The organism is Shewanella sp. SM21 (assembly GCF_025654335.1).
Classification (GTDB): Bacteria; Pseudomonadota; Gammaproteobacteria; order Enterobacterales; family Shewanellaceae; genus Shewanella; species Shewanella oncorhynchi.
Genome location: NZ_JAKKRL010000009.1, coordinates 37,509 through 60,631, shown reverse-complemented (window position 1 = coordinate 60,631; position 23,123 = coordinate 37,509). Strand labels below are relative to the sequence as shown.

General features: G+C 44.4%; 19 protein-coding genes and 1 riboswitch. Of the genes, 10 read left to right on the top strand and 9 right to left on the bottom strand.

Annotation, left to right across the window (positions count from 1 at the left end):
- The first annotated feature begins 47 nt into the window (after positions 1-47).
- The 3 genes from L5L94_RS13500 (at position 48) to L5L94_RS13490 (ending at position 3,774) form a co-directional block, all read left to right on the top strand.
- Entirely contained in the window at positions 48-1,268 is a 1,221-nt protein-coding gene (locus L5L94_RS13500) for a phosphoenolpyruvate carboxylase (protein WP_131525493.1), read from the top strand.
- A complete protein-coding gene (locus L5L94_RS13495) occupies positions 1,256-2,128 on the top strand; it encodes a hypothetical protein (protein WP_263163602.1) in 873 nt (290 codons plus the stop codon). The genes L5L94_RS13500 and L5L94_RS13495 overlap by 13 nt, the downstream gene beginning before the upstream one ends.
- Positions 2,129-2,529: 401 nt before the next feature.
- The gene (locus tag L5L94_RS13490) at positions 2,530-3,774 is read left to right on the top strand and encodes a dicarboxylate/amino acid:cation symporter (RefSeq protein WP_263163601.1); all 1,245 of its coding nucleotides are present in this window, start codon (positions 2,530-2,532) and stop codon (positions 3,772-3,774) included.
- A gap of 115 nt (positions 3,775-3,889) precedes the next feature.
- Here L5L94_RS13490 and L5L94_RS13485 read toward each other — a convergent pair whose 3' ends face one another.
- Positions 3,890-4,381 (bottom strand): TIGR00645 family protein, encoded by a 492-nt coding sequence (locus L5L94_RS13485; RefSeq protein WP_105250244.1) that lies wholly within the window; start codon positions 4,379-4,381, stop codon positions 3,890-3,892.
- A gap of 394 nt (positions 4,382-4,775) precedes the next feature.
- Between L5L94_RS13485 and L5L94_RS13480 the strand changes: the two genes are divergently transcribed.
- On the top strand, positions 4,776-5,345 hold the full coding sequence (locus L5L94_RS13480) for a DUF7010 family protein (protein WP_263163599.1): 570 nt from the start codon (positions 4,776-4,778) through the stop codon (positions 5,343-5,345).
- 242 nt (positions 5,346-5,587) lie between these two features.
- On the opposite strand, the gene L5L94_RS13475 is transcribed toward L5L94_RS13480, so the two are convergent.
- From L5L94_RS13475 to L5L94_RS13460, 4 genes are all read right to left on the bottom strand, one after another.
- Entirely contained in the window at positions 5,588-5,797 is a 210-nt protein-coding gene (locus tag L5L94_RS13475; RefSeq protein ID WP_263163598.1) for a hypothetical protein, read from the bottom strand.
- Between the two features lie 19 nt (positions 5,798-5,816).
- The gene (locus tag L5L94_RS13470) at positions 5,817-7,202 is read right to left on the bottom strand and encodes an RNA-binding domain-containing protein (RefSeq protein WP_263163597.1); all 1,386 of its coding nucleotides are present in this window, start codon (positions 7,200-7,202) and stop codon (positions 5,817-5,819) included.
- Positions 7,203-7,325: 123 nt separating this feature from the next.
- A complete protein-coding gene (locus L5L94_RS13465) occupies positions 7,326-8,315 on the bottom strand; it encodes a nuclease-related domain-containing protein (protein WP_263163595.1) in 990 nt (329 codons plus the stop codon).
- A gap of 643 nt (positions 8,316-8,958) precedes the next feature.
- The gene (locus tag L5L94_RS13460) at positions 8,959-9,951 is read right to left on the bottom strand and encodes a class 1 fructose-bisphosphatase (protein WP_263163593.1); all 993 of its coding nucleotides are present in this window, start codon (positions 9,949-9,951) and stop codon (positions 8,959-8,961) included.
- Positions 9,952-10,217: 266 nt separating this feature from the next.
- Between L5L94_RS13460 and L5L94_RS13455 the strand changes: the two genes are divergently transcribed.
- On the top strand, positions 10,218-12,530 hold the full coding sequence (locus tag L5L94_RS13455; RefSeq protein ID WP_263163592.1) for a S9 family peptidase: 2,313 nt from the start codon (positions 10,218-10,220) through the stop codon (positions 12,528-12,530).
- A gap of 89 nt (positions 12,531-12,619) precedes the next feature.
- Here L5L94_RS13455 and arcA read toward each other — a convergent pair whose 3' ends face one another.
- Positions 12,620-13,336: a two-component system response regulator ArcA gene (gene arcA / locus L5L94_RS13450; protein WP_006080127.1), complete on the bottom strand. Its 717-nt coding sequence runs from the start codon at positions 13,334-13,336 to the stop codon at positions 12,620-12,622.
- 588 nt (positions 13,337-13,924) lie between these two features.
- Here arcA and L5L94_RS13445 point away from each other — a divergent pair.
- From L5L94_RS13445 to L5L94_RS13435, 3 genes are all read left to right on the top strand, one after another.
- Entirely contained in the window at positions 13,925-14,359 is a 435-nt protein-coding gene (locus tag L5L94_RS13445) for a DUF3293 domain-containing protein (protein WP_173247481.1), read from the top strand.
- Between the two features lie 100 nt (positions 14,360-14,459).
- Positions 14,460-14,634, top strand: a riboswitch (Lysine riboswitch).
- Between the two features lie 150 nt (positions 14,635-14,784).
- The gene (lysC, locus tag L5L94_RS13440) at positions 14,785-16,140 is read left to right on the top strand and encodes a lysine-sensitive aspartokinase 3 (RefSeq protein ID WP_263163590.1); all 1,356 of its coding nucleotides are present in this window, start codon (positions 14,785-14,787) and stop codon (positions 16,138-16,140) included.
- A 1-nt stretch (position 16,141) separates the two neighbouring features.
- Positions 16,142-17,263: a succinylglutamate desuccinylase/aspartoacylase family protein gene (locus L5L94_RS13435; protein ID WP_263163588.1), complete on the top strand. Its 1,122-nt coding sequence runs from the start codon at positions 16,142-16,144 to the stop codon at positions 17,261-17,263.
- Positions 17,264-17,365: 102 nt separating this feature from the next.
- Here L5L94_RS13435 and L5L94_RS13430 read toward each other — a convergent pair whose 3' ends face one another.
- Positions 17,366-18,331 (bottom strand): zinc transporter ZntB, encoded by a 966-nt coding sequence (locus tag L5L94_RS13430; protein ID WP_131525184.1) that lies wholly within the window; start codon positions 18,329-18,331, stop codon positions 17,366-17,368.
- 196 nt (positions 18,332-18,527) lie between these two features.
- Here L5L94_RS13430 and L5L94_RS13425 point away from each other — a divergent pair, with 196 nt between their 5' ends.
- On the top strand, positions 18,528-18,902 hold the full coding sequence (locus L5L94_RS13425) for a YacL family protein (protein WP_105250233.1): 375 nt from the start codon (positions 18,528-18,530) through the stop codon (positions 18,900-18,902).
- A 109-nt stretch (positions 18,903-19,011) separates the two neighbouring features.
- Here L5L94_RS13425 and L5L94_RS13420 read toward each other — a convergent pair whose 3' ends face one another.
- Together L5L94_RS13420 and narQ are read right to left on the bottom strand one after the other, a co-directional pair.
- Positions 19,012-19,641, bottom strand: coding sequence for a response regulator (locus L5L94_RS13420; protein ID WP_105250232.1), 630 nt, complete (start codon positions 19,639-19,641; stop codon positions 19,012-19,014).
- The gene (gene narQ, locus L5L94_RS13415; protein ID WP_263163587.1) at positions 19,634-21,469 is read right to left on the bottom strand and encodes a nitrate/nitrite two-component system sensor histidine kinase NarQ; all 1,836 of its coding nucleotides are present in this window, start codon (positions 21,467-21,469) and stop codon (positions 19,634-19,636) included. Before narQ ends, L5L94_RS13420 begins: the two co-directional genes overlap by 8 nt.
- A gap of 225 nt (positions 21,470-21,694) precedes the next feature.
- Between narQ and nrfA the strand changes: the two genes are divergently transcribed.
- The gene (gene nrfA, locus L5L94_RS13410) at positions 21,695-23,098 is read left to right on the top strand and encodes an ammonia-forming nitrite reductase cytochrome c552 subunit (protein ID WP_263163585.1); all 1,404 of its coding nucleotides are present in this window, start codon (positions 21,695-21,697) and stop codon (positions 23,096-23,098) included.
- The last annotated feature ends 25 nt before the right edge of the window (positions 23,099-23,123 follow it).

Genomic DNA, 23,123 nt, shown 5'->3' with positions numbered 1-23,123 from the left:
GTTGGCACTGTTAAACCTAGGTAAAAGCTGTGACCAAGGAGGCCATGATGAGCAGTAACTTACATCAGGCGGGTGTGAAACTGCTCAAGCAGTTAGGTCGCCATGCTGACATCATTATGGACACCTATTTGGCGGGCTCTCTTAATGAGGATGCGCACGATCCAAGCGTGGTCGAAAAGCTTAAACAGGCGGGGATTTTATGGCGGCCAGAGCCAGATCAGGAGCTGCGGCTTAAGCGTTCTGTGCGAGCCTTGCTCGAAGAAGGCTTAAGTGACGAGCGCAATCGCCAAATCGACTCTAATGTCGGCTCCGCCTTAGCGACCATTAAAACCTTGGCCGACCATTACAAAGAGGCGCGTCATAGCTCAGATTACAGCGCGGCCGAGGCCTATTTATCAGATTTAAGCGAGCATGTTTATAGTTTCGCCGACAGTCTGCGTTATTCAATCCGGGTGCTCTGGGGCCGCATTAATAACGAGTTCGGTTACGTTGGTACGATCAACGCTAAGATCCGCGAAAACGAATTAGCTCAAAGCCAAGTGTCTGAATTGCTTAATGGCTTAGAGATGTTCCAGTTTAGTGAGCTAGGCGAAATTGCTGGCGATATCCGTGAACTGCGCAAGCTCTTAGTGACGACTTTGCAGGAAACTATGAGCGACTGCGCCCAGGAACTGAGCGTAGTGCAGGGGCGTTTACTCGAACTCTTAGGCCGCTTCAGACAAATCCGTGGCCGTACCCGTTTACTCAAGGGCTGGTTGCTCTACACTGATTTGCATCCGGATTATCGGCCTGCAGACCATGTGTCCCACAAGGAAATCCCGAGTCTATTCAATCGCGCTGAAATCTTGCTCGCGCCTGCTGCGGTAGATGTGCATAACGCCAGCCAAGAACTGGAGTTGATGGGCATAGTCGCGCACATTAAAGCTATCAGCCGTCATCCCGTGATTGCGGCGGTTCGTGAGCATGATGTGTCCGTTTCTATCACCCAAAGTGAAGACTTTGATGTGCCGGATAATCCGCTCAAACAAGCGGTGGATGAGTATTTCGTCGATGTGATTGAGTCTGGCCTGCGCCAATCGGCGCTGGAATATCTGGCGGATAAAGCACTGCCTTGGGACGCTGAAAGCTGGATTTATCAAGTGATTGGTGGCTACGAAGGTCTGCCCGATGAGCACAAAGCGTATTTTGAGCTTGAGCCATTGGGCGAACCGCATCCCATCTATAGCGGCAACTTTATCATTCGCGATGTTGAGTTATGGCTCGCCTAGGCCAACAACAATTACAACTGTTGGAGAACGCTTTTATTAAGCGTTCTCCCAAGGTTAAGCTCACGGCTAACTGGCGCGCTATTTACCGCGAGTTAGAAGTGGGTGAGTTAGACGGATCCGAAAAGTATCTGTGTTTTGCGCCCAAAGATTTTGAACTGCTAAGGCAAAGCGTGTTGGCGTTAATGGGGCTTGATTTAAGGCAGCTTGATTTTAATGTCGATCGCATGGCGATGTCCGCCAAAAGTCACGATGAAAAGCTCGCTAAGATCCGCCCCGAAGCCGAATACGTTTTGATGAAGTATCTAGGTTTCGAATCTTCACCAACTGGGATTTCAACTCGCACATCACTGCGAATTCCTTTGGATGAAGCACAAAAGCATTGCCATGAACTCAATGTCGCAGCCATCCTAGTGGTTGAAAATTTGGATGTATTTGATGTTATCTATCAAGCGCGTTTACCACAGGATTTAACTCATGTGATGGTTATCTACCGAGGTAGCGGTCATCATTCCCCGATTGGCGTGCGGCATTTTTTGCAAGCGATGGCAAATAAATTACCGATCATTGCCTTTACCGACTTAGATCCCGCAGGGTTACAAATCGCCCATACTTTAATGGGCGTGACCCATTGCCTTGTGCCACAACTTGCGCTGACAGCACCTGCTGAGTTATTGGCAATAGCACAAATTAATTCTACTGATGATTTCGACAAGCAAGCGAAACAGGTTAAGTATTTACAAAATACCGAGTTAAAGCATTGGCAAAAATTAGCCGTTTGGCTAAATCAACACCAGATTAGTATCAAACAGCAACACCTGCTGGCTCACGGACTTGAACTAGTGTTAGTGCCATATATTTAGCTGTCATCCCTTTCATCTCTCTGCTTTACTGTAATCAACTGGTTTTAAATCCTGTTATAAATTTAAATTCAGTTATTAAGTCTGAGTTTTATCTGGCTATTGTTTCTTATATGTTTAATTTGATGTTATTTGGTGTTTATTTTGTTTATTTATACTGGTTTAAATATATTTTGTTAGTGCTCAAATATTGTGCTTATAAATTTTTTATGCTTTAAAATCAGTTTGTTACTATTTTTCTGTGATGGTGTTAACTTAATTCAAGATGAAAAAATGAAATTTATTCATTGAATTAACGGCTAGCATGTTTCACTATCCCCGCCTGAGCCAAAAATGGATTGGCAATTGTGCTCATCATGGAAGATGAATAACAAATAAATGACCTTTCTGGGGAAATCACAAGCATGATGAAATCACTTTCGACGCGGATCTTTATTGGTCTGTTTGCCGGCCTTATTTTCGGCACAATAGTGCAATACTTCTTAAACGATATCGGTTTTTTCTCGGGCAATTTAGTGGAGCTTGCCGGTGGCGTTGGCACTATGTTCGTCAATATGATCATGATGTTGGTTGTGCCACTCGTGTTTGTGAGCATCGTTTGTGGTGTCTGTGAGCTGCAAGATCTTAAAAGTTTTGGCCGCTTGGGCGGTAAGACCTTCGGTTTTTATATCATCAATACCTTTGTCGCAATTGCGACCGCATTATTAGTGGCACTGCTACTCGAACCCGGTAAAGGTGTAGATATGAGCAGCACGGATGGTGTAGCCATTACCGCTACTGAATTGCCAAGCCTGATGGCATTAGTTGTCGACATAGTCCCACGTAATCCTGTGACGGCTTTTATGTCGGGCAATATGCTACAAGTGATCTTTATGGCCTTGTTGCTTGGCGGTGTGATTAAGTCCCTTGGGGAGCATGTTGCGGGTGCTGTCCAAGGTTTTCAAACCGCCAATAAAATCATGATGAAACTGATTTCTGTGGTGATGAGTCTTGCGCCCTATGGTGTATTTGCCTTGATGTTTAAACTCGGCGCGACCTTAGATGCAGGTGTGTTTATGAGTGTGGTTGAGTATATGGTGCTGATCCTCGCGCTGCTGCTACTGTGGATTTTTGTGGTTTATCCTATGGCAGTGGGGATATTTACCCCAATCTCAGCCAAAACCTTCCGCGAGAAGACCCAAGAGCAAGTGCTGTTTTCACTCTCGACTGCAAGTTCAAATGCGACTATTCCCGTGACCATGCGTACTTTAACGGACAAGTTAGGCGTGAACCGTGCTGTTGCTGGTTTTGGCGTACCGCTGGGTGCGACCATGAACATGGGCGGTGTGGCGATTTATATCACTATTGCGATTTTCTTTGTCGCCAACGCCTTTGGCATGCCCATTACCACTGAGCAATTGCCTTCGCTGTTATTTAGTGTTTTCCTATTATCTGTCGGTGCGGGTGGTGTTCCCGGTGGCGGCATGGTGATGATAGGTGTGTTAATCCATCAAATGGGTTTACCGATAGAAGCCTTTGCCATAGTGGCGGCCTTAGATCGGATTATTGATATGGTGCTGACATCCTGTAACGTGGTTGGTGATACTGCGGTGTTGACCATAGTGGATCAAACCGAGAAAGTGCATCAGCTTGAGTCAGCGAAGAGTTAATGTGCCATTAAGTCGTATTTTATAAAAACAAAAGCCACTGAAAACAGTGGCTTTTTTTATATTCACTATGCTGGTATTGATGCGTTGATAGGTTGGCATCAACTATGTTAGCCCATTACTTAGTGCGAGTAATTTTATCCAGATAGCCCATGGCAAACGCTGATAATACAAAGGTGATGTGTATTAACAGATACCACATGATTTTGTCGTTATCGATATTTTTCACATCCATAAAGATTTTCAGTAGGTGAATCGACGAAATCGCCACAATCGACGCCGCCACTTTGTTTTTCAGTGAGCCTGAATCTAATTTACCCAGCCAACTTAGCTTCTCACTGTCTTCGCCTACATCCAGCTGCGAGACAAAATTCTCGTAGCCAGAAAACATCACCATCACAATCAGGCCGCCCACGAGGGTGATATCAATCAAGGACAGGGTCACCAGCACTAAATCCACTTCCGTCATCTCAAAAATGATCGGCAGAATATGGAAGATCTCTTGGAAGAATTTAATGCCTAAGCCTAATAAAACAAAGCTGAGTCCCAAATAAATTGGCGCCATAATCCAGCGCGATGCATACATTAATTTTTCAAATATTTGTTCCATAATCCATTAAACCCTTTATCTAAAATGCGGTAAAAAATCGAGTCACTAATGACTAAAACAGTAACATAATGCACTTTATGCGCGCTATTACCCAATCACAAGGGCGTGAGTTATATGCTGTTATTGTGTTTTTTTTGTAACCTCTGTAGTTATTTAACCCTATTTGGGTGTTAGTGGCGCCACATCGTTTAATTTGCACTGCCTTTGATATGTCTGATCGTCGCTTTTTTCAACCTAATACCAAGCAAATTCAGCCATGGATAATCATTTTTCTCGGTATTTAGGGCTTTGATGAAGGAGGTGACATTTGTCATCCTAGATTGCTGACAACTCACACTGCCGTGATGGACATTTTACGCAGATACTTAAGTCATCTAAACAAGGAGGCTTAATCATGCAACATAAATCACTGGACCAACAATTAATCGAATACCGTCAACAACGTGCTTTAGCTATGCCCTTATCCGGCATGATTGTGTGGAGCTTATTGTTTGTATTGAGCTTTGTATTATCTCCTTCGCAGTTGGTGATGGCGGTCTTTATCGGTACTGGTTCTATTATCTACCTTGCCATGGGTATTTCGCGGCTGACAGGCGAGAATATCTCGTTTAAGAAAAGCGCTGAGCGTAATTGGTTTGAGACTGTGTTTCTCGCTGCGATGGGGATGAGTTTTTTAACCTTTAGCATCAGTATTCCCTTTTTTATGGAAAATTATCTGGCTTTGCCTTTCGCCCTTGCGGTGCAGACAGGGTTAATGTGGTTGGTTTATGGCGTGATAGCGGCGCAAAAGGTGGCGATTGTGCATGCGATTGTGCGCACTGTGGCTTGCGCGGCTGCCTTTATGTTGTGGCCTGAGTTGAGTTTTCAGCTTCAACCTTTGATTGTGGTGATATGTTATGGGTTTTCGATTCCACTCATGGAACGTCGTTGGAAGATTCAGCAAAATCTGTGTGTTGCCAGTTAGTGGTTTAGTTTAATTTTTGCGGCCTTACGGCCGAGGTAAGTCAAAGTCGTGGGTCTTCAACCCACACCCGACCAAGAGGGGATCAACAGCAATTCCCTCTTGGATCTCCCTTGCCGCCCCTAGCGAAGTTACATGCATTGGTTACTAGCCTTGGTCTTATGGATAAATTGCTATCGCTTCCGAAGGCAACGTCCCTGTACCTACGAAAGCTAGCCGGTCATCCCTGACCGGACTCACGCAATTTATTCCAACGCCCCGCGGCAACTTCGCAGGGGAGGGTGAACTTCTGTAGCCTCGATGTTAACTGTTAATCCCCAGAGACTCGTGCCTGTCCCATCTTTCACGACCATGCCTCGCTCACGCAACGAACGCAAATGCCCTGCGGCAACTCCGAGGGGAGGTGAAGTTCTGTGATCTCGGTGTTGGCCGTTAATCCCAAAAGAGTTATGCATGGCCCATCTTTGTACTGTTTTATGCAGTAATCCAGCAACTTCTTGAACCAGTAGCCCCCTCTTTTCGTTGTATTAAACCTTTATCGCGCAACTTAGAAAATTGGTATGTAACCTTTTCAGAGCTTTCTAGTCCGATTAAATCACGAGCCTGCCTATTGTTGATTTCACCATTTTTCTCTATAAACTTCATAATTAATATTTCAGGTTCTTCATTGGAGCTATGTCTCAAAATTATTTTGACATAATTACCATCCTCGGTTATTTCTGGGGCTCGAAGCCCCATAGAACGCATACGCTGAAAAGCAGTGTTAATTCCTTCGCCAAGATCTTTGTTGGGTGAGTTTTTATATTTAGATAATATTCTGACTATCTTGGAATTTCTAGAGAATCTATTGTCAAGTATATTTTCAGGTGTTACGAAGCCGGCGAAACGACCTGGGCTTTTAAACTCAACTCTATTATTAAATATGCTAATCAATACATTGTCTGATATTGAATAATCTCTATGGATTACTGTATTTACTAAAATTTCCCATATTGTCTCTTTGGGGTATTTTGTTTCCACTAATCCTTCTATTTTCCATACTTTGTTCTTAGAGAGATATTCTTCTATTTTTGAGTATGCCATCTTTATTTGTTGATATAGTGGTGCTTCTATCGCAATATTATCTTCGGTTAAAGCATCTCGATCTATGTCCTCTCCATCGGTATCATAACGAACTATTCTGATTGCACATTGTTTCGGTAAAGTAGCAGACGGATTTTCTGAAAATAAAAGAATAGAAGCAACACTTGGAGTCCAATCTGAATTAATCAACCGTTCTTTTAAAAGGAAATTGACTGGATCTGGTGCGCTAATCGGTAACTCAGATAAAAATTTATTTAGTTCTTCACTAGAGTCTAGCTCATCAACTAATGCCGAATCAACAAGCGAGTCTTCTTCGGAAACTATTCCCTTTGCATGAGTTAACTCCAAAATTTTAATAGGCGCTGTAACTGGGAGGGACTGTGCTCCTTGTCTAATAAAAATTTTCTTAGCCGCTGTTTCATGTACTTGTAATCCTTTATTAATTTTCACTCTAAGTACATAATCTCGAGATGCATTAGCTCGCGTTAAAAAATCAAATCTAAAATCAACTGATGGAATTAGCTCACTTAAGGCTTGTATCACTGAGTTATATTCTTCAGTTTTCCCCCTACCTTGCCATCTTTTTTCAGGATTAGATTCATCTTTATCATCTGCAATTCCGATTAATATTTCACCTCCGTCAGCATTAGCAAATGCAACTGCTATTTTCTGAGTTTTATCCCCTTTTAAACCATAAGCTTTACGATCAAAAAAATGGTCCTCATCTTTTGTGCAATAATAAAGCCACTCTTTTTCTTGTAATTCTACAATTTTCATTATTATCCCTTATAGTTCAACCATCATGAAAGATGGGACAGGTATGAGTTTTTGTTTATTCTATTTTTCATGGTTCTAACCTTTATTTTTAAAATGTAACTTAGAACAAATTTTCGCCAAGTTTTAAATCACTTGTGAGCTATGACTACAATCTTGGCAGGTGAGGGTATAGCTCTGGCTGCGTTTTTGTATTTTGATATTTTTGCTTTGGCACTGTGGGCAGGCTTGTTTCATTGGCGTGTTTTTAGTGCATTGGTTGCATTTGATGTAGTAACCAAACTTACCGTACATTGGGGTGTAGTTTGTTGATTCTCCGCAATGTTTACAGCTAAGAATGCTGTGTGTAGTAGATTGCGTTATTGCTTGGGTTTGAGCTTCAACTGCTTTGTTAACTTCAAAGTGTGCGATAGGCTCTCTGACTTGTTGTGTCTGCGGGAGCGTTATTTCATTGGTTGATTTATGTGGTTCTATATGTCGATCGATTAAGAAATTGGTAATGGAATTGAGTTCTTGTTGATTAAAGTCGGGGCGGGTGTCGCTTACATTTATAATGCGCATGAACTTACTTTTAAGATTCATGATTTTTTCAAGTTTATCGACTAAAAACTCTGTTTTAACTAACAACTCAGAAATGGTCGTTGGCATAGTATCTCTGTTGATTACCGCATCACTTGAGACCGCGCACACATGGTTCCAGCAACGCATACCAAAACTTTGTTGTCTTATACCAAGTAATTTTCCTAGAATTTCACTTCTATGCTGTTTTAGCATTTCTTTAAGCAGTGCTTGTTGTAGTTCAACTTGCTTGATAGGAGATGGCATACCAAACCATTTACTTCCGTGACTACGCGTCCATTCACCCTGTTGGTTCACATCCACATGGCCTTTTATGCTTTTAGATTCAATTAAAACAAAGCCATAGGGGTAAATGATTAAATGATCAACTTGCGCGGTTTCGTCATTAAAGGTGAATCGAAAATCATTGATGACCAACACTTCTGGATGATCTTTGAAGGCGCGGCGTAAATAGAAGGCAACATCCTGTTCTTGTTTTTGACCCGCAATCGTTTGTGGTGTTTGGGAATTTTGAAGTGTTTTAGTTTTTAGAATCATTTATCAACAGCATCCATTCATAACTTGATAATAATCAGCCTCATAATACCCACTTTGCCATTGAAAGATAAAGACAAAAATCGCTAAACGTTAACGTAGCTCAAAGATGGGAAAGTACAAATCTTTGGGGAGTTACAGCCAACACAGAAGTTACAGAAGTTCACCTTCCCCTGCGAAGTTGCTGAAGGGCGTTGAAGAAAATCGCGTGACCCAGACAGGACGTCTGCGTAGCTTTCGGGGGGAAGGGACGCCCCATCGGAAGCGTTAGCGATTTTCGAATAAGCACGAAGCCAGTATTCAATGCATGTAACTTCGCTAGGGGCGTCTTGGAGAATCCAAGGAGGATAGGACGAGCAGTCCTCCTTGGTCGGGTGTGGGTTGAAGAACCACGACTTTGATTCACCTCGGCCGTTAGGCCGTAATTATTAATCGCGATTCACAGCGATAACTTTGTTCGCGAGACACCAAACAAATCATCACAATTGATTGAGGGTGAAGCCCCATGACGTTAAACTTCTCGGCCGTAAGGCCGCAATTACTCCGGCGGTAAAGCCGTATAAAACCCAAATGTCGCATTCTGCGACAAAAAAGCCACTGTGGTCAGTGGCTTTTATCCTAAAAATCAGAATCTAAGCGATTCTGCTTAGTCCAGACTTGGTTCTTCGCTGTAATCAATACCGTGGTAGCTCAGGCAAGCGTCGACTTCGTTGCTGCTGCCTAGGATGACGGCAACACGTTGGTGAATTTGTGTTGGTTGAATATCCAAAATGGTTTCATAACCGGTAGAAGCCTTACCGCCAGCTTGTTCGACTAAGAAAGCCATTGGATTGGCTTCGTACATCAAGCGCAGTTTGTACGGTTTTTTAGGATCTTTATTGTCGGTTGGGTAGGTGAAAATACCGCCACGTGATAGCACGCGGTGTACATCGCCGACCATGGCCGCAATCCAGCGCATGTTGAATGATTTTTCGCGTGGGCCAATTTTACCGAGCAGTAAATCGGCAATATAGGTTTGCATTGGCGCTTCCCAAAAACGCTGGTTCGACATATTAATGGCAAATTCGGCGGTGTCTGCGCTAATGCTCATGGCGGCGTTAGTCAGTAAAAACTCATTGGTTTCTGGGTGCAAAGTAAACAGTTGCACGCCTTGGCCTGTGGTTAATGCCAGCATGGTCGATGGACCATAAAGTACATAACCTGCGGCTAATTGCGCACGGCCAGATTGTAAAAAGCTGGTTTCAGTCAACTCGCCAGCAGAGGCGGGCAGGATAGAGAAAATCGTGCCGACTAACGAGTTGATATCAATATTAGATGAGCCATCAAGTGGATCGAAACACACCAGATATTGGCCATTTTGGCTGACTTCAACCACATGATCTTCTTCTTCCGACGCTAAACCGCGCACTGTACCATCAGCTTTTAAAGCATCTTTGAGCATGTCGTTGGTGATGATATCCAGTTTTTTCTGGGTTTCACCTTGGACGTTTTCTTGCTCAGTCGCGCCTAACACGCCCGCAAGTGCACCGTGGCGAACGGCATGGCTAATGGCTTTTGAGGTGTCGGCTAAGGTTAAAATTAGGTGGGAGAGGGAGTCGTTCACTGCCTGTGAGGTCAGGTGCTGGGCCAGAGTCTGCATGTTATGTCCTTTAGAGGTTCAACAATGAGGTCAATTTCGTTATTTGCCGCGAATGATAACTCAGTTAGTCGACAATTTCAGCGATGTTGCTGATGCTTTTAGCGAATATTAAGGCTTTTTGGGATTATTTGGATTGAGCTTGGCGCAAGGGCCTAATTTGTATCGGCATATTGCATGCTATTTCTATTTAGGGTTTGCCTCTGGCACAATGTCGGCTTGTTTTTAATCGCTGACATCTTAGGCGATTATGTTTCCAAGGAATAATAATGATTAAAAATAGGTTAACTTGGTTCCCTGCGTGCTCACTTAAGGTGCGCGCCGTTCCCCTACTGATAGCGAGCCAAATGGCCATGATTTCGACAGCTATGTTTTCAATTACCCCAGCTTATGCAATGGAAGGCGGCAAACTGCCACTGACGATTGAGCGAATGAACGCCTCGCCCGCCTTAGCAGGCACCAGTCCTCGAGGTTTGAAATTGTCACCCGATGGTCAGCGTGTCACTTATCTTGCGGGCCGTAAAGACAATCAAAACTTTTATGATCTCTGGCAGATGGATGTAAAGACGGGAAAATCTAGCCTATTGCTCAATGCCGATAAGTTGGCAAGCAATGAATTATCCGATGAAGAAAAGGCCCGCCGCGAACGCCAACGTATTTATGGTGAAGGCATTATGGAGTACTTCTGGGCCGATGATAGCCAAGCGCTATTAATTCCGGCTGCTGGTAATCTGTATTACTTTTCATTAGTGGATAACAGTGTCAGCCAACTTCCCATTGGCGAAGGGTTTGCCACAGATGCGCGCCTATCGCCCAAGGGACATTTTGTGTCTTTCGTGCGGGATCAAAATCTGTATGTGTTAGAGCTGGCGACCAAAAAACTCCAAGCTATGACGAGCGATGGCGGCGGGGCGATTAAAAATGCCATGGCCGAGTTTGTCGCTCAGGAGGAAATGGATCGCATGACAGGTTATTGGTGGGCGCCCGATGAATCGGCCATCGCCTTTACCCGTATTGATGAGTCCGGTGTCGAGCAAGTAACCCGTAACGAAATCTATGCTGATGGTATTAAACTTACTGAGCAGCGCTATCCCTATGCCGGCAAAAACAACGTCGATATCGCCCTCGGTGTGGTCACGCTAAAAGATAAGGCCATCAATTGGGTGAAGCTGCGCGAAGAGAACAGCAAAGACAAGAGCAAAGATATTTACCTGCCGCGGGTCGATTGGTTGCCCGATAGCAAACATTTATCATTCCAGTGGCAGAGCCGCGATCAACATCAGTTAGATTTGAAACTGGTGGCGTTAGACTCGCTGACTAAGCCAAAAACCTTAGTGAAAGAACGCAGTAACGCTTGGGTGAACCTCAATAACGATCTGCACTTTTTAAAACAGCAATCGGCTTTTATTTGGGCATCTGAGCGTGACGGCTTTAATCATCTGTATCTTTTTGACTTAAAAGGCAAACTTAAAACCCAATTGACTCAGGGCGAGTGGGCTGTCGATGCGTTGGAATACATAGATGAAACCGCTGGTTGGGTATATTTCACTGGCCGCAAAGATACGCCAATCGAGAAACAACTTTATCGCGTGCCTTTAGCGGGTGGCAAGGTTGAGCGGGTAAGCAAGCAAGCGGGCATGCACGATCCTGTGTTTGCCGACAATCAAAGTGTGTATCTGGATTATTTCAATAGCTTATCTCAGCCACCGCAGATCAGTTTACACGGTGACAAGGGCCAGCAACTGGCTTGGGTTGAGCAAAATGAAGTCAAGCAAGGCCATCCTTTATATGACTATGCGGGTCTGTGGCAAATCCCTGAATTTGGTGAACTGAAAGCCGAAGATGGCCAAGTGTTACAAACCCGTTTATTCAAACCTGTTCCCTTCGATGCGAGCAAGAAATACCCTGTCGTAGTGCGGGTTTACGGTGGGCCGCACGCACAGTTAGTGACCAACAGTTGGAGCGAGCAGGACTACTTTACCCAGTATCTGGTGCAACAAGGCTATGTGGTGTTCCAGTTGGATAACCGCGGCAGTGCCCACAGGGGCACAAAGTTCGAGCAAGTGATTTACCGTCATTTGGGCGAAGCTGAAGTCAAGGATCAAAAAGTGGGAGTGGACTATTTGCGCAGTCTGCCATTTATCGATGCCGATAATGTGGCGATTTACGGCCACAGCTACGGCGGTTACATGGCCTTGATGAGTCTATTTAAGGCACCCGATTACTTTAAAGCCGCGATTTCGGGGGCTCCTGTCACCGACTGGCGCTTATATGACACCCATTATACTGAGCGTTATTTAGCTCATCCCGAGGGGAATGAAAAGGGTTATGAAGCCAGCAGCGTGTTTCCCTATGTGAAAAACTATCAATCGGGTCTGTTGATGTATCACGGTATGGCTGATGATAACGTTTTGTTTGAAAACAGCACTCGGGTTTATAAAGCACTGCAGGATGAAGGCAAGTTGTTCCAGATGATCGATTATCCTGGATCTAAACATTCGATGCGTGGCGAGAAAGTGCGTAATCACTTATATCGCTCACTGGCAGATTTCCTAGATAGGCAGTTGAAAAACGCCAAATAGTAGGCATAAAAAAACCAGATCCTAGGATCTGGTTTTTTGTGAATAGATTCTTATCAAACCAATTAATGCGGATGTCGCTTAGCGGGCGATTAGCCTTCTAAGTTACCGCAAAAACGATAGCCTTCACCGTGAATAGTCGCGATGATTTCTGGCGTATCTGGCAAGCTTTCGAAATGCTTACGGATACGACGGATAGTCACGTCTACAGTACGATCGTGTGGCTTAAGTTCACGGCCAGTCATTTTCATCAGTAGATCGGCACGAGTCAAAATTTTGCCTGGGTTTTCAACAAAGTGCAGCATAGCGCGGAACTCGCTACGTGGCAGTTTGTAAGATTCACCCTGTGGGCTCACTAATGAACGGCTGTTGATCTCTAAGCTCCAATCATTGAAGCGGTAGTATTCTACTGAGCTCTTTTCTTCGACTTCAGCGCCAGCGCTGTTGACACGAGTCAGAAGGTTACGAGCACGAATCGTTAATTCACGTGGGTTGAACGGCTTGGTAATATAATCGTCCGCGCCAATTTCAAGTCCAAGAATTTTGTCGACTTCGTTGTCACGACCTGTCAGGAAGATAAGACCGATGTTGTTGATTTCACGTAGTTCACGTGCCAACAATAGACCATTCTTACCTGGCAAGTTAATGTCCATAACGACCAAGTTAATTTTGTTTTCCTGCATAGCCTTATGCATTTCTGCGCCATCATTGGCCTCAGTTACCACATACCCTTCTGCCTCGAAAATACTTCTCAGCGTGTTACGGGTAACGGCTTCATCTTCAACGATCAGAATGTGCGGATTTTGCATATTATTTACCTAAATTTTAATCAGTTTATACTAACCAATAAGAGCAACTTACTTCGGGCTCTTATATTCATAAAAGCGTTGATACTTCCTTGAACTGCTTTGTGCTCAAAAGGAAAATCTTTACGGTGACATCTATATCTGGATGTAGATTAAGTGCACGTTTAAGTGTAATACGAGAAAACGTAATCAGTATCAACTTCGATAAGCAATAGTTAGAATAAGTTCCTTAACTATTGTTTTTTTTAAATGTTTAAAAGACAAATCAAATGTAGAACAGATTTTAAACAGATGCCCGGTCAGTTCACGTTACTTTAAGCGATATATGTAACAAACTGTATTGAACGATAAGCATCTTGCTCAATCTGTTTCAACTCACCAGTACGTACATTGTACTCGTTTTAGTCATTTGTTAACAAATGAAATGTTAACAAATTTTAGGTGAGCAGGGGTTTTTACCATGATATTTACTTTAGCTATTGATTAGTATAACTAATGTATTTCTTATTCCTGTGAGCCAGTTCACGCCTCTTTGGATTTTACAATCACTCTGCTACACTAGCTTGGGTTCATTTTTCGACTAGACTACCAATGGACAATACGACTCAAAATTTGTGGCAATGTTACCAAGCGCCGTTGTTTTTGCTGACTCAAGCATTATCCTGTGATTTTTCCTTTGCTGTTATTACCGCTCATAATCCCGCTTCAAAGCTTCTCTCTCCTAGCCAAAACCGTTTACTCGATCGCCAACTTCTTCGTGAAATTGAATTACTCGGTAGCCCTTATCGTGCTTTAGTGGGCGCTGCACCGGATTTATCCCACATGGAAAAAAGTTGGGCCGTGTTTATCGATAGAACGATGGCATTGCAATTGGGTAAGAAATTTAATCAATATGCGATTTATGTTGTCGAACAAGGGGATGTGAGCTTAGTGCCTTGCACCTTGGATGGACATGATGAAGTGTGTTTAGGCAAATTTAGAGATTATGTGCAGCTGGTATACGAGCTACCCGATTTGAACATTTAGTTGTTTTCAAAAGATTTTATTTAAATTGTTCATTTGTTATGAAATTAGCATTGACTTCATTAGGGGTTTATTGCTACTTTTTTCGTCCCTTTCCTAGGAAAGGAACAGAAGAGGAGCGTTAACTAGGTAGTCGGTCAGAGGAGCACAAACTCCAGCGATGACTGATGAGGGAGATTAACGCCGAGGCATAGATATGGTTGCTGCATGTTTATGTCGGTCGCTCAGGCTGAATCCTGACGATTGTCACCTGTAATTGGTGGAGAGCTTCTGGTGACGATTGCTGTTTCCCTTCTTTTGGGGTGCGTTATCATTGAGCACCAGGCTCTTCGAACGAAGTCAGTTCGGAGTGTGATCATGTTAGTTAATCAATATCTTATTCAATCTGCATTTATTTGTTGCCCTACGTGTTTCACGGAGGTGCGCTAATGTCCCTCGTTGTCGCAAAATTTGGTGGCACCTCAGTTGCCGACTATAACGCTATGAATCGCTGTGCAGACATAGTGTTAGCTAATCCTCATTGTCGTTTAGTCGTGGTCAGCGCTTCGAGCGGCGTGACTAATCTGTTAGTGGAATTGACCCAAGAATCGATCAACGACGATGGCCGATTACAGCGATTAAAACAAATTGCCCAAATTCAATATGCGATTTTAGATAAGCTCGGTCGTCCTAACGATGTGGCCGCCGCATTAGATAAATTATTGAGTCGCATGTCGGTATTGAGTGAAGCGCTCGCATCACAACGCAGCAAAGCGACTATGGATGAGTTGTTGTCCCTCGGTGAGCAATGTTCTTCGGCGTTGTTTTCGGCGGTGATCCGCGAGAAAGGTGTCAACTCAAGTGCCTTCGATGTGCGCCGAGTATTACGTACTGACAGCCACTTTGGCCGCGCTGAACCTCAGGTTGAAAAGATTGCGACTTTAGCTCGTGATTATCTACAGCCACTGTTAGCGGAGCAAGTGATTGTGACACAAGGCTTTATCGGTGCCGATGAATCGGGTCAAACGACCACGTTAGGTCGCGGCGGTAGTGATTATTCTGCTGCACTGTTAGCTGAAGCGTTACGCGCCTCAGCGGTAGAGATTTGGACCGATGTCGCGGGGATTTATACAACGGATCCTCGTTTGGCGCCCAATGCCTTTCCGATTGCCGAGATCAGTTTCAATGAGGCTGCCGAGATGGCGACCTTTGGTGCCAAGGTATTGCATCCAGCGACTATTCTTCCTGCCGTTCGTCAGCAAATTCAAGTGTTTGTGGGTTCAAGTAAAGAGCCTGAAAAGGGCGGAACTTGGATCCGTCATCAAGTGGAAGATGCGCCCGTATTCCGCGCTGTGGCTTTGCGCCGCGATCAAACCCTATTAAATCTTCACAGCTTGCAAATGTTGCATGCGCAGGGCTTTTTAGCGGAAACCTTTGCGACATTAGCGCGACATAAGATCAGTGTGGATTTGATTACCACATCAGAAGTGAATGTGTCTCTAACCCTCGATAAAACCGGTTCAGATTCAAGTGGACAAGGTCTGTTGAGTGAGGCATTGCTGCAAGAATTATCACAGCATTGTCGTGTGCGAGTTGAAGATGGATTGGCCTTAGTGGCGATTATCGGTAATCGTATTGCGACGACACCGGGTATCTGTCGCCGTGTATTTGAAGTGTTAGAGCCACACAATGTGCGGATGATTTGCCAAGGTGCCAGCCCACATAATCTGTGTGTGTTAGTGGCCGAAGCGGAAGCGGCACAAGTGGTTAAATCGCTGCATCAAAATCTGTTCGAAGGCGTTTAGTATGTTGCCGACAACATCGTCTCTGCAAATCGGGGAGCTTGCCGCAGGGCAAGCACTCACTTTGCCTATCTACCATTTCAAGCCGAGTGACGATAAGGCGACTGGCCCCAAAGTGTATATTCAAGCCAATGTCCACGGTGCTGAAGTACAAGGGAATGCGGTGATTTATCAGTTGATGAAGCAGCTTGAACACTGTGACATCCGCGGCGAAATCACCTTAGTGCCATTGGCCAATCCACTCGGGATCAACCAAAAAAGTGGTGAGTTTACCCTTGGCCGATTTGATCCTATTACGGGCGCGAATTGGAATCGTGAGTATTTGAATCATGCTATCGATTTACCGACTTGGTATGGGGAACATACCAAGCTGAGTGATAGCGAGCTGCTCCAAGCCTATCGCAGTACTTTGGTTGAAGCCTGTCAGCAAAAATTGCGGCATGAATGGGGCATCACAACGGGTCATAGACTTGCGGTTAACCTGCAGATTATGGCCCATGGCGCGGATATAGTGCTCGATCTGCACACCGGTCCTAAGTCTTGTAAGCACTTGTATTGCCCTGAATATGACTTAGCTGCTGCGCAGTTTTTGTCGATCCCTTATACGCTCATTATCCCCAATGCCTTTGGTGGCGCCATGGATGAGGCTGCGTTTTGTCCTTGGTGGCAATTGAGTGATTTTGCAAAATCTCAAGGGCGTGATTTAGGAGTTGCAGTGTCAGCGTTAACCTTGGAATTGGCGAGCCAAGAGCGCGTCTGCCTTGAGGATGCACGGGTTGATGCACAAGGGATTTTGGCATATTTAAGCCACCGAGGCGTGATCGCTGAAACCGTTGCACCCGCTAAAATGACGCGTTTTGGTTGTTATCTAAAAGACTATAAAAAATATCACGCGCCAAGTGCTGGGTTAGTGGAATACCTCGCACCTGTGGGTGAGCCATTAGCTGCGGGGCAGCCCTTAGTGAATTTGCTGCGAATGGATTTATACGGTACGGCGGATGAGCTAAAAACGGTTAGTTTGCCGCAGGACTGCGTGCCGATTTTGCACTTTGCTTCGGCGTCAGTGCACCAAGGAACAGAGCTTTATAAAGTCATGACTCATGTGTTTGAGTTGCCAACGACATAATCGCCCGCTTAGAGCATAAGCATTAGCCCATAACAATTAGTTTATGGGACTGAGAGAAAACAACGCCAATCCTAATCGATTGGCTTTGTTGTTTTAAGGTGGCTATAACCACTTAAATCGATAAAACAGCGCCATTTGCAGGGCGACGAGTGAGATTAATATGCCGCAGAAGGTGGCGAAGGCCCAAGTGTTGTCCGCGCCCGGTATCCCGCCAATATTGACCCCAAGTAAGCCTGTTAAAAAGCCCAACGGTAAGAAGATTGCTGACACTAAGGATAAGAAGTATAAGCGTTTGTTGAGTTGCTCCGACTGCTGACTGAGTAATTCTTCTTGAGTCACATTAGCCCTATCGCGCAGGGCATCGAGATCTTCAATGGTGCGGATAAGTTTATCGTTTGTTTCCCTCAGCTTGAGTCGCTCAGTATCTTTAAATAGGCTGAATTGCTCGGAAATCATTTTCGAGAATGCTTCGCGCTGTGGGGCTAAATAGCGGCGAATGGCCACAGTTTGACGGCGCAGTTCGGCGATATCGGTACGTAAGTCTTTCACATTGCCTGAGACGACTAGCTCTTCTAAATCAGAGAGCTGTTCTTCCAATTTATCAATAAACTCGACTTTACGATTGGTCAGTCGCTCGCAGATTGCGACGATAAAGTCCCCCGTAGTTGTAGGCCCATTTCCCTCAAGGATCAGCTCGGCGACATCTTTGACCGACTGTAACTCGCGATCGCAGGTGGAAATGATCCGCTGTTTATCGGCATAGATACGCACTGCCACCATGTCTTCTGGAGCAGAATTGGGGTTGAGGTTAACGCCGCGTAATGCGAGTAATATGCCTTCACCTGTTATCACTGCACGGGGACGAGTGTCTTGGGCGAGTAGGGCATCACTTTCGACCTTAGGCAGACCGCTATTGAGTATCCAGTGGCGTGCCTTTTTATTACGATAGCGAAGGTGTAACCAGAGTAGGCCATCCTGAGGATCCCATTTTTCGATCTGTTCTAGGCTCAAGGTGGAACCCGCTTGGGCGCCGCTGAGCACTAAACTGTAGATAAACCCTTCGTGCATATCGCATTCCATTTAACTTTCAAAATCATCCAAACAAACTAACTGATTTTGTCATGAAAATGAAGTCAGTACTTATGCTTAACGACATGAGGCAAATGTGAATTGACATAAATTTGATGTGCTGAGTGATGCAAGCAACTTAGCCAAGGATAGGTTAAAATTAGCATTAGTAGGCTTAGATCAAAGAGACAATAAAATGGAATACGAATTTCGGCGTAACAGTTTAACTGGCACTTTTTTGGCTAGCTTTAGCATGGATCATGAAGTGCTTGGGCAATGGTTTACGGAAGAATTAGGGACTGAGTTAGCTAAAATTCAGCAAGTGTTGGGTGTGATAAAAGAAATTCAAGCCGATAAACGAGGTTCATGGCGTCTTGTTGGTAATGATTTTACCTTAGAGTTAGAGCGTGAACAGGCGCGAGTCTTTGCCAATACCTTAGGCTTTGAGCAAGAATATGAATTGGAAGAGGCTATGTCACTCTATGATGCTGAGTCAGAAGCTTATTGTGGCCTTGAGGATTTTGAACAGGCGCTATTGAGTTGGCAGCAATTTATTGAGAAAGGTTTGTAATCATTTATTTAATCTCTATTTGATAAAAACATAAAGGCAATCATGGGATTGCCTTTATTGTTTTCGCGATACCAAGCTCATTTTTGTATCTTTAATTATTTTCGTATCTTTAATTATTTAGGTAGCGCACCGCCATTTCGGTTCTCGATTTAGCATTGGCTTTACGCAGTAGGTTTTTCACGTGCACTTTAACTGTGCCTTCACTAATGTGTAAATGCTCTGAAATCATGCGATTACTTAAGCCTTCCGCCAGTTGCTGTAGAATTTGCAACTCCCTCGGGGTCAGGCTCGAAATCCATTCTTGTTCATCGGTCGCATCTTTAAGTTCGTAAAGATATTCCTCGACTTCATCGCTGATCACCCTGTGGCCAAGCATGGCATTTTTGAGTTTTTCGAGCAGTAAATCTGGCTCAGTATCTTTGAGCAAATAGCCGTCGGCTCCAGCGCGAAGTAAACGGATAACATCCTGTTTTGCATCGGAAACGGTGAGAATTACTATGCGTGAGGTAACACCTTCTTGGCGCATGGCGTTGAGGGTATCTAGGCCTGTCATGCCTTTCATATTCAGATCGAGCAATATGATGTCGGGTTCATCGGTGACCACTGCGGTTAATGCGTCTAAACCACTACCGGCTTCGCCAAATAGGCTGAAGTCAGGATCTGAAGCGATGAGCTGGCAGATGCCTTTGCGCAAGAGGGGATGGTCATCGACCACCAGTACTGAATAAGGTTTACCCATTTGAAGGCTCCTGTTGAGATGGGAAAATAAGCGTCACTCTAGTGCCACTTGACTCCTTGCTGTGCTGCACAAGGTTTAATGGACTGTTAGGTTTGAGTGCGTCGTCTTGTGCATTGGATCCTTGCTCAGTCGTGGTTGCCATAGCAGGTTTAAATCTCTTTAAATCATTGTCGCTGAACACGACTTTACCTGAAAGCTTACTGGCTCGTTCATGCATTATACCTATGCCAAAATGTTGATCTCGTTCTTTTAAATGTCCAATACCTATGCCGTTATCACAAACATCAATATTGACCATACCCTCGTCATCCTTATAGCAATGGATGTTAATGAGGCTGGCCTCGGCGTGTTTGATGGCATTTAACGTCGCTTCTCGCGTGATCTGCAGTATGTGGATGTGCTGCTTTGCCTCTAGCCATTGTGGCGCAAGTTTATAGTCTAAGGTTATCTTTATATTCGTCTTTGTCCTGAGTTGCTCAAGCATAGCCTCTAAAGCACTTTTTAGATCGGGCTCTTTAATTGTGAGCCTAAAGGTGGATAGTAACTCCCTGAGCTGCACGTAGGCAGTGCTTACACCTTCGTTGATTTCGGTTAACTGCGCCTCAACGATCGGGCTGCGGCAACTGCAATCTAAGTTTTTGCGTAATAAGCTAATTTGGATTTTTAGGAAAGATAGCACTTGACCCAAAGAGTCGTGCAGCTCCCGGGCAATCACGCCACGTTCCTCCATTAGCGCCAGTTGCTGTCTTTGCTCTGTGGCATTGTGGATCACGATTGAGCGCGTCAACATAATTGCGAAATTGTTAAACAAGGCGATATTGGGTGTTTGGTCGGCAATTAACTCTAAATAGCCTAAATTAGCCTGCTCAAATTGCAGTGGGAAACGGGTGCTCTCTTGAGTCATATCTGGCCAACCGCCATCGGCCTCAATCACTTCTAACTCTTGCTCTGGGTATTGAATGATGAGTCTTAGGTAGTCGAGTGATTCATAGCCTTTTAACTGATTCAGCGCTGCCTTGAGAGCCTTGTAATCGAGTTTATTTGCGTTTAATGTCAGTAGGTTATCATATAAGAATGCCAGTTCGTTGTTGGCCCTTGTCAGCGCTAAGGTTTTTTCTGCTACCTGCGATTCTAAGTTGCCATAAAGCGTCGCGAGTTCCTTAGCCGTTTTTTGTAGGGCATGGGTCAGCGCTGTAAGTTCAATATATTCGGTCTCGGGCATTTCAATTTCAAAATTACCCTTAGAAATCGTGTTGGCCGATTCCATCAGTTTTTGCAGTGGGATCACTACTTTCTTCTTTGTAAAACGCACGGCCACAAAAGCGATAATGAGCATGACGCCTAAGCCTAATATTTGGCTGGCGGCAAGGAGCCTGAGTTTAAAGGCGGCGTAGTGCTCCATCTCAAGCACCAGTAAATCTATGGTATCAACAAAGTCCTTCAGTGAGGCGACATAATCGCGGGAGTTTTCTTGTTCTATGTAGTGTTTCATCACCAGCCATTTATCGATGACAAGCTGATATTGAGCGGCAATTTCTGGCGGACTAAACCAACTTTCCGAGGGCTTTAACGTGTCGGAATAGAGCGTATTTTCGAATTCGGTGATTTTATCCTGCGCAGCATCACTGCCTGAGTTGGCGTAAAACATTAACCGATAGCTTTGCATCCTCAGCGACCCTGAGGCATTAATCGCCTTGGCGTCGCCTAAGCTGTAGGACAAATTGATGATAGCAAAAGTCGATAAACTACTAGAGAGCAGAATAAGTACTAACATTAATCCTAAGATTTTTGAGGTGAGACTACCTCGTTTCATTAATCCGCTGTTCATTTTGATGGCCGCTGTTATGGCACTTTGCAGTGGTTTTTACATTAGAAAATAATGTAATACATTAACAAAAGTATAGAAATGTGAACAACAACACCTTTACATTTTGATCTAGCGCAAACTTCAACCTAGATACCCCCTAAGAGGTATATTTTTAGCAGGGTTAAATCACTAAGTTTGACCATGGAGATGTCGTGATTTACAACAATAATGCAACACGGAGATGAGATGATGAAGAAGATGACAGGTAAGTCCTTTGCACTGAGTGCACTGGTTGCCGCCAGCTTCATGGCAGCGGGCGCAATGGCGAGTGATAAAACAGAGCCTCGCAACGAAGTTTATAAAGATAAATTTAAGAATCAATACAGTAGCTGGCATGATACCGCAAAGAGTGAAGAACTAGTGGATGCACTTGCACAAGATCCTAATATGGTGATCTTATGGGCGGGTTATGGTTTTGCTAAAGATTATAATGCACCACGCGGCCACATGTATGCGGTAACTGACGTACGCAACACGCTACGTACAGGTGCACCCGCTAATGCGGAAGATGGTCCTATGCCGATGGCATGTTGGAGCTGTAAGAGCCCTGACGTACCTCGCTTGATTGAAGAGCAAGGCGAAGATGGTTACTTCAAAGGTAAGTGGTCAAAGGGTGGCCCTGAAGTGACAAATACCATTGGTTGTGGTGATTGCCATGAAAAAAGCTCTCCAAAGTTACGTATTTCACGCCCTTATGCAGACCGTGCTTTTGAAGCTATAGGTACACCTTTCAGCAAAGCGTCTAAACAAGATAAAGAATCAATGGTATGTGCTCAGTGCCACGTTGAGTATTATTTTGAGAAAACTGACGACAAAAAGAATTTTGTTAAATTCCCTTGGGATATGGGTACAACAGTTGAAAAAATGGAAGTCTACTATGACTCAATCCAATTTTCTGATTGGACACACGCCCTTTCTAAGACACCAATGTTAAAAGCCCAGCATCCAGAGTATGAAACGTGGAAAATGGGTATTCACGGCATGAATAATGTGAGTTGCGTTGACTGTCACATGCCAAAAGTGACCAGTGCTGAAGGTAAGAAGTTTACCGATCATAAAGTGGGCAATCCATTCGACCGTTTTGAAGAAACCTGTGCAACTTGCCATAGCCAGACTAAAGAGTTTTTGGTTGGCGTGACTAATGAGCGTAAAGCCAAAGTCAAAGAAATGAAGTTGAAAGCGGAAGAGCAATTAGTCAAAGCACACTTTGAAGCAGAGGCTGCGTGGAAAGCTGGCGCAACTGAAGAAGAAATGAAACCCATACTGACAGATATTCGCCACTCACAATGGCGTTGGGATTTAGCGATTGCTTCCCATGGTGTTGCAGCTCACGCACCGGATGAAGCATTGCGTATTCTGGGAACTTCGGTAAGTAAAGCTGCTGATGCTCGTGTTAAGTTAGCGCAATTACTCGGTAAAAAAGGCATCACAGATCCTGTTGCGATTCCTGATATCTCTACTAAAGCTAAAGCACAAGCAGCCTTAGGTATGGACATGAAAAAGATGAATGCTGAGAAAGAAGCATTTAAGAAAGACATATTACCTAAGTGGGATGAAGAAGCGAAAAAACGCGAAGCCACTTATAAGTAGGTTTTAATCAATCGCGGTTGAGTTT

Coding starts and splice junctions, on each gene's coding strand:
- L5L94_RS13480 (WP_263163599.1), top strand. CDS start 4,776: ATGCAACATAAATCACTGGACCAACAATTAATCGAATACCGTCAACAA.
- narQ (WP_263163587.1), bottom strand. CDS start 21,469: ATGAACAGCGGATTAATGAAACGAGGTAGTCTCACCTCAAAAATCTTA.
- L5L94_RS13500 (WP_131525493.1), top strand. CDS start 48: ATGAGCAGTAACTTACATCAGGCGGGTGTGAAACTGCTCAAGCAGTTA.
- L5L94_RS13430 (WP_131525184.1), bottom strand. CDS start 18,331: ATGCACGAAGGGTTTATCTACAGTTTAGTGCTCAGCGGCGCCCAAGCG.
- L5L94_RS13460 (WP_263163593.1), bottom strand. CDS start 9,951: ATGCAGACTCTGGCCCAGCACCTGACCTCACAGGCAGTGAACGACTCC.
- nrfA (WP_263163585.1), top strand. CDS start 21,695: ATGATGAAGAAGATGACAGGTAAGTCCTTTGCACTGAGTGCACTGGTT.
- L5L94_RS13425 (WP_105250233.1), top strand. CDS start 18,528: ATGGAATACGAATTTCGGCGTAACAGTTTAACTGGCACTTTTTTGGCT.
- L5L94_RS13470 (WP_263163597.1), bottom strand. CDS start 7,202: ATGAAAATTGTAGAATTACAAGAAAAAGAGTGGCTTTATTATTGCACA.
- L5L94_RS13485 (WP_105250244.1), bottom strand. CDS start 4,381: ATGGAACAAATATTTGAAAAATTAATGTATGCATCGCGCTGGATTATG.
- L5L94_RS13465 (WP_263163595.1), bottom strand. CDS start 8,315: ATGATTCTAAAAACTAAAACACTTCAAAATTCCCAAACACCACAAACG.
- L5L94_RS13475 (WP_263163598.1), bottom strand. CDS start 5,797: ATGCATAACTCTTTTGGGATTAACGGCCAACACCGAGATCACAGAACT.
- L5L94_RS13445 (WP_173247481.1), top strand. CDS start 13,925: ATGGACAATACGACTCAAAATTTGTGGCAATGTTACCAAGCGCCGTTG.
- lysC (WP_263163590.1), top strand. CDS start 14,785: ATGTCCCTCGTTGTCGCAAAATTTGGTGGCACCTCAGTTGCCGACTAT.
- L5L94_RS13420 (WP_105250232.1), bottom strand. CDS start 19,641: ATGGGTAAACCTTATTCAGTACTGGTGGTCGATGACCATCCCCTCTTG.
- L5L94_RS13490 (WP_263163601.1), top strand. CDS start 2,530: ATGATGAAATCACTTTCGACGCGGATCTTTATTGGTCTGTTTGCCGGC.
- arcA (WP_006080127.1), bottom strand. CDS start 13,336: ATGCAAAATCCGCACATTCTGATCGTTGAAGATGAAGCCGTTACCCGT.
- L5L94_RS13435 (WP_263163588.1), top strand. CDS start 16,142: ATGTTGCCGACAACATCGTCTCTGCAAATCGGGGAGCTTGCCGCAGGG.
- L5L94_RS13495 (WP_263163602.1), top strand. CDS start 1,256: ATGGCTCGCCTAGGCCAACAACAATTACAACTGTTGGAGAACGCTTTT.
- L5L94_RS13455 (WP_263163592.1), top strand. CDS start 10,218: ATGATTAAAAATAGGTTAACTTGGTTCCCTGCGTGCTCACTTAAGGTG.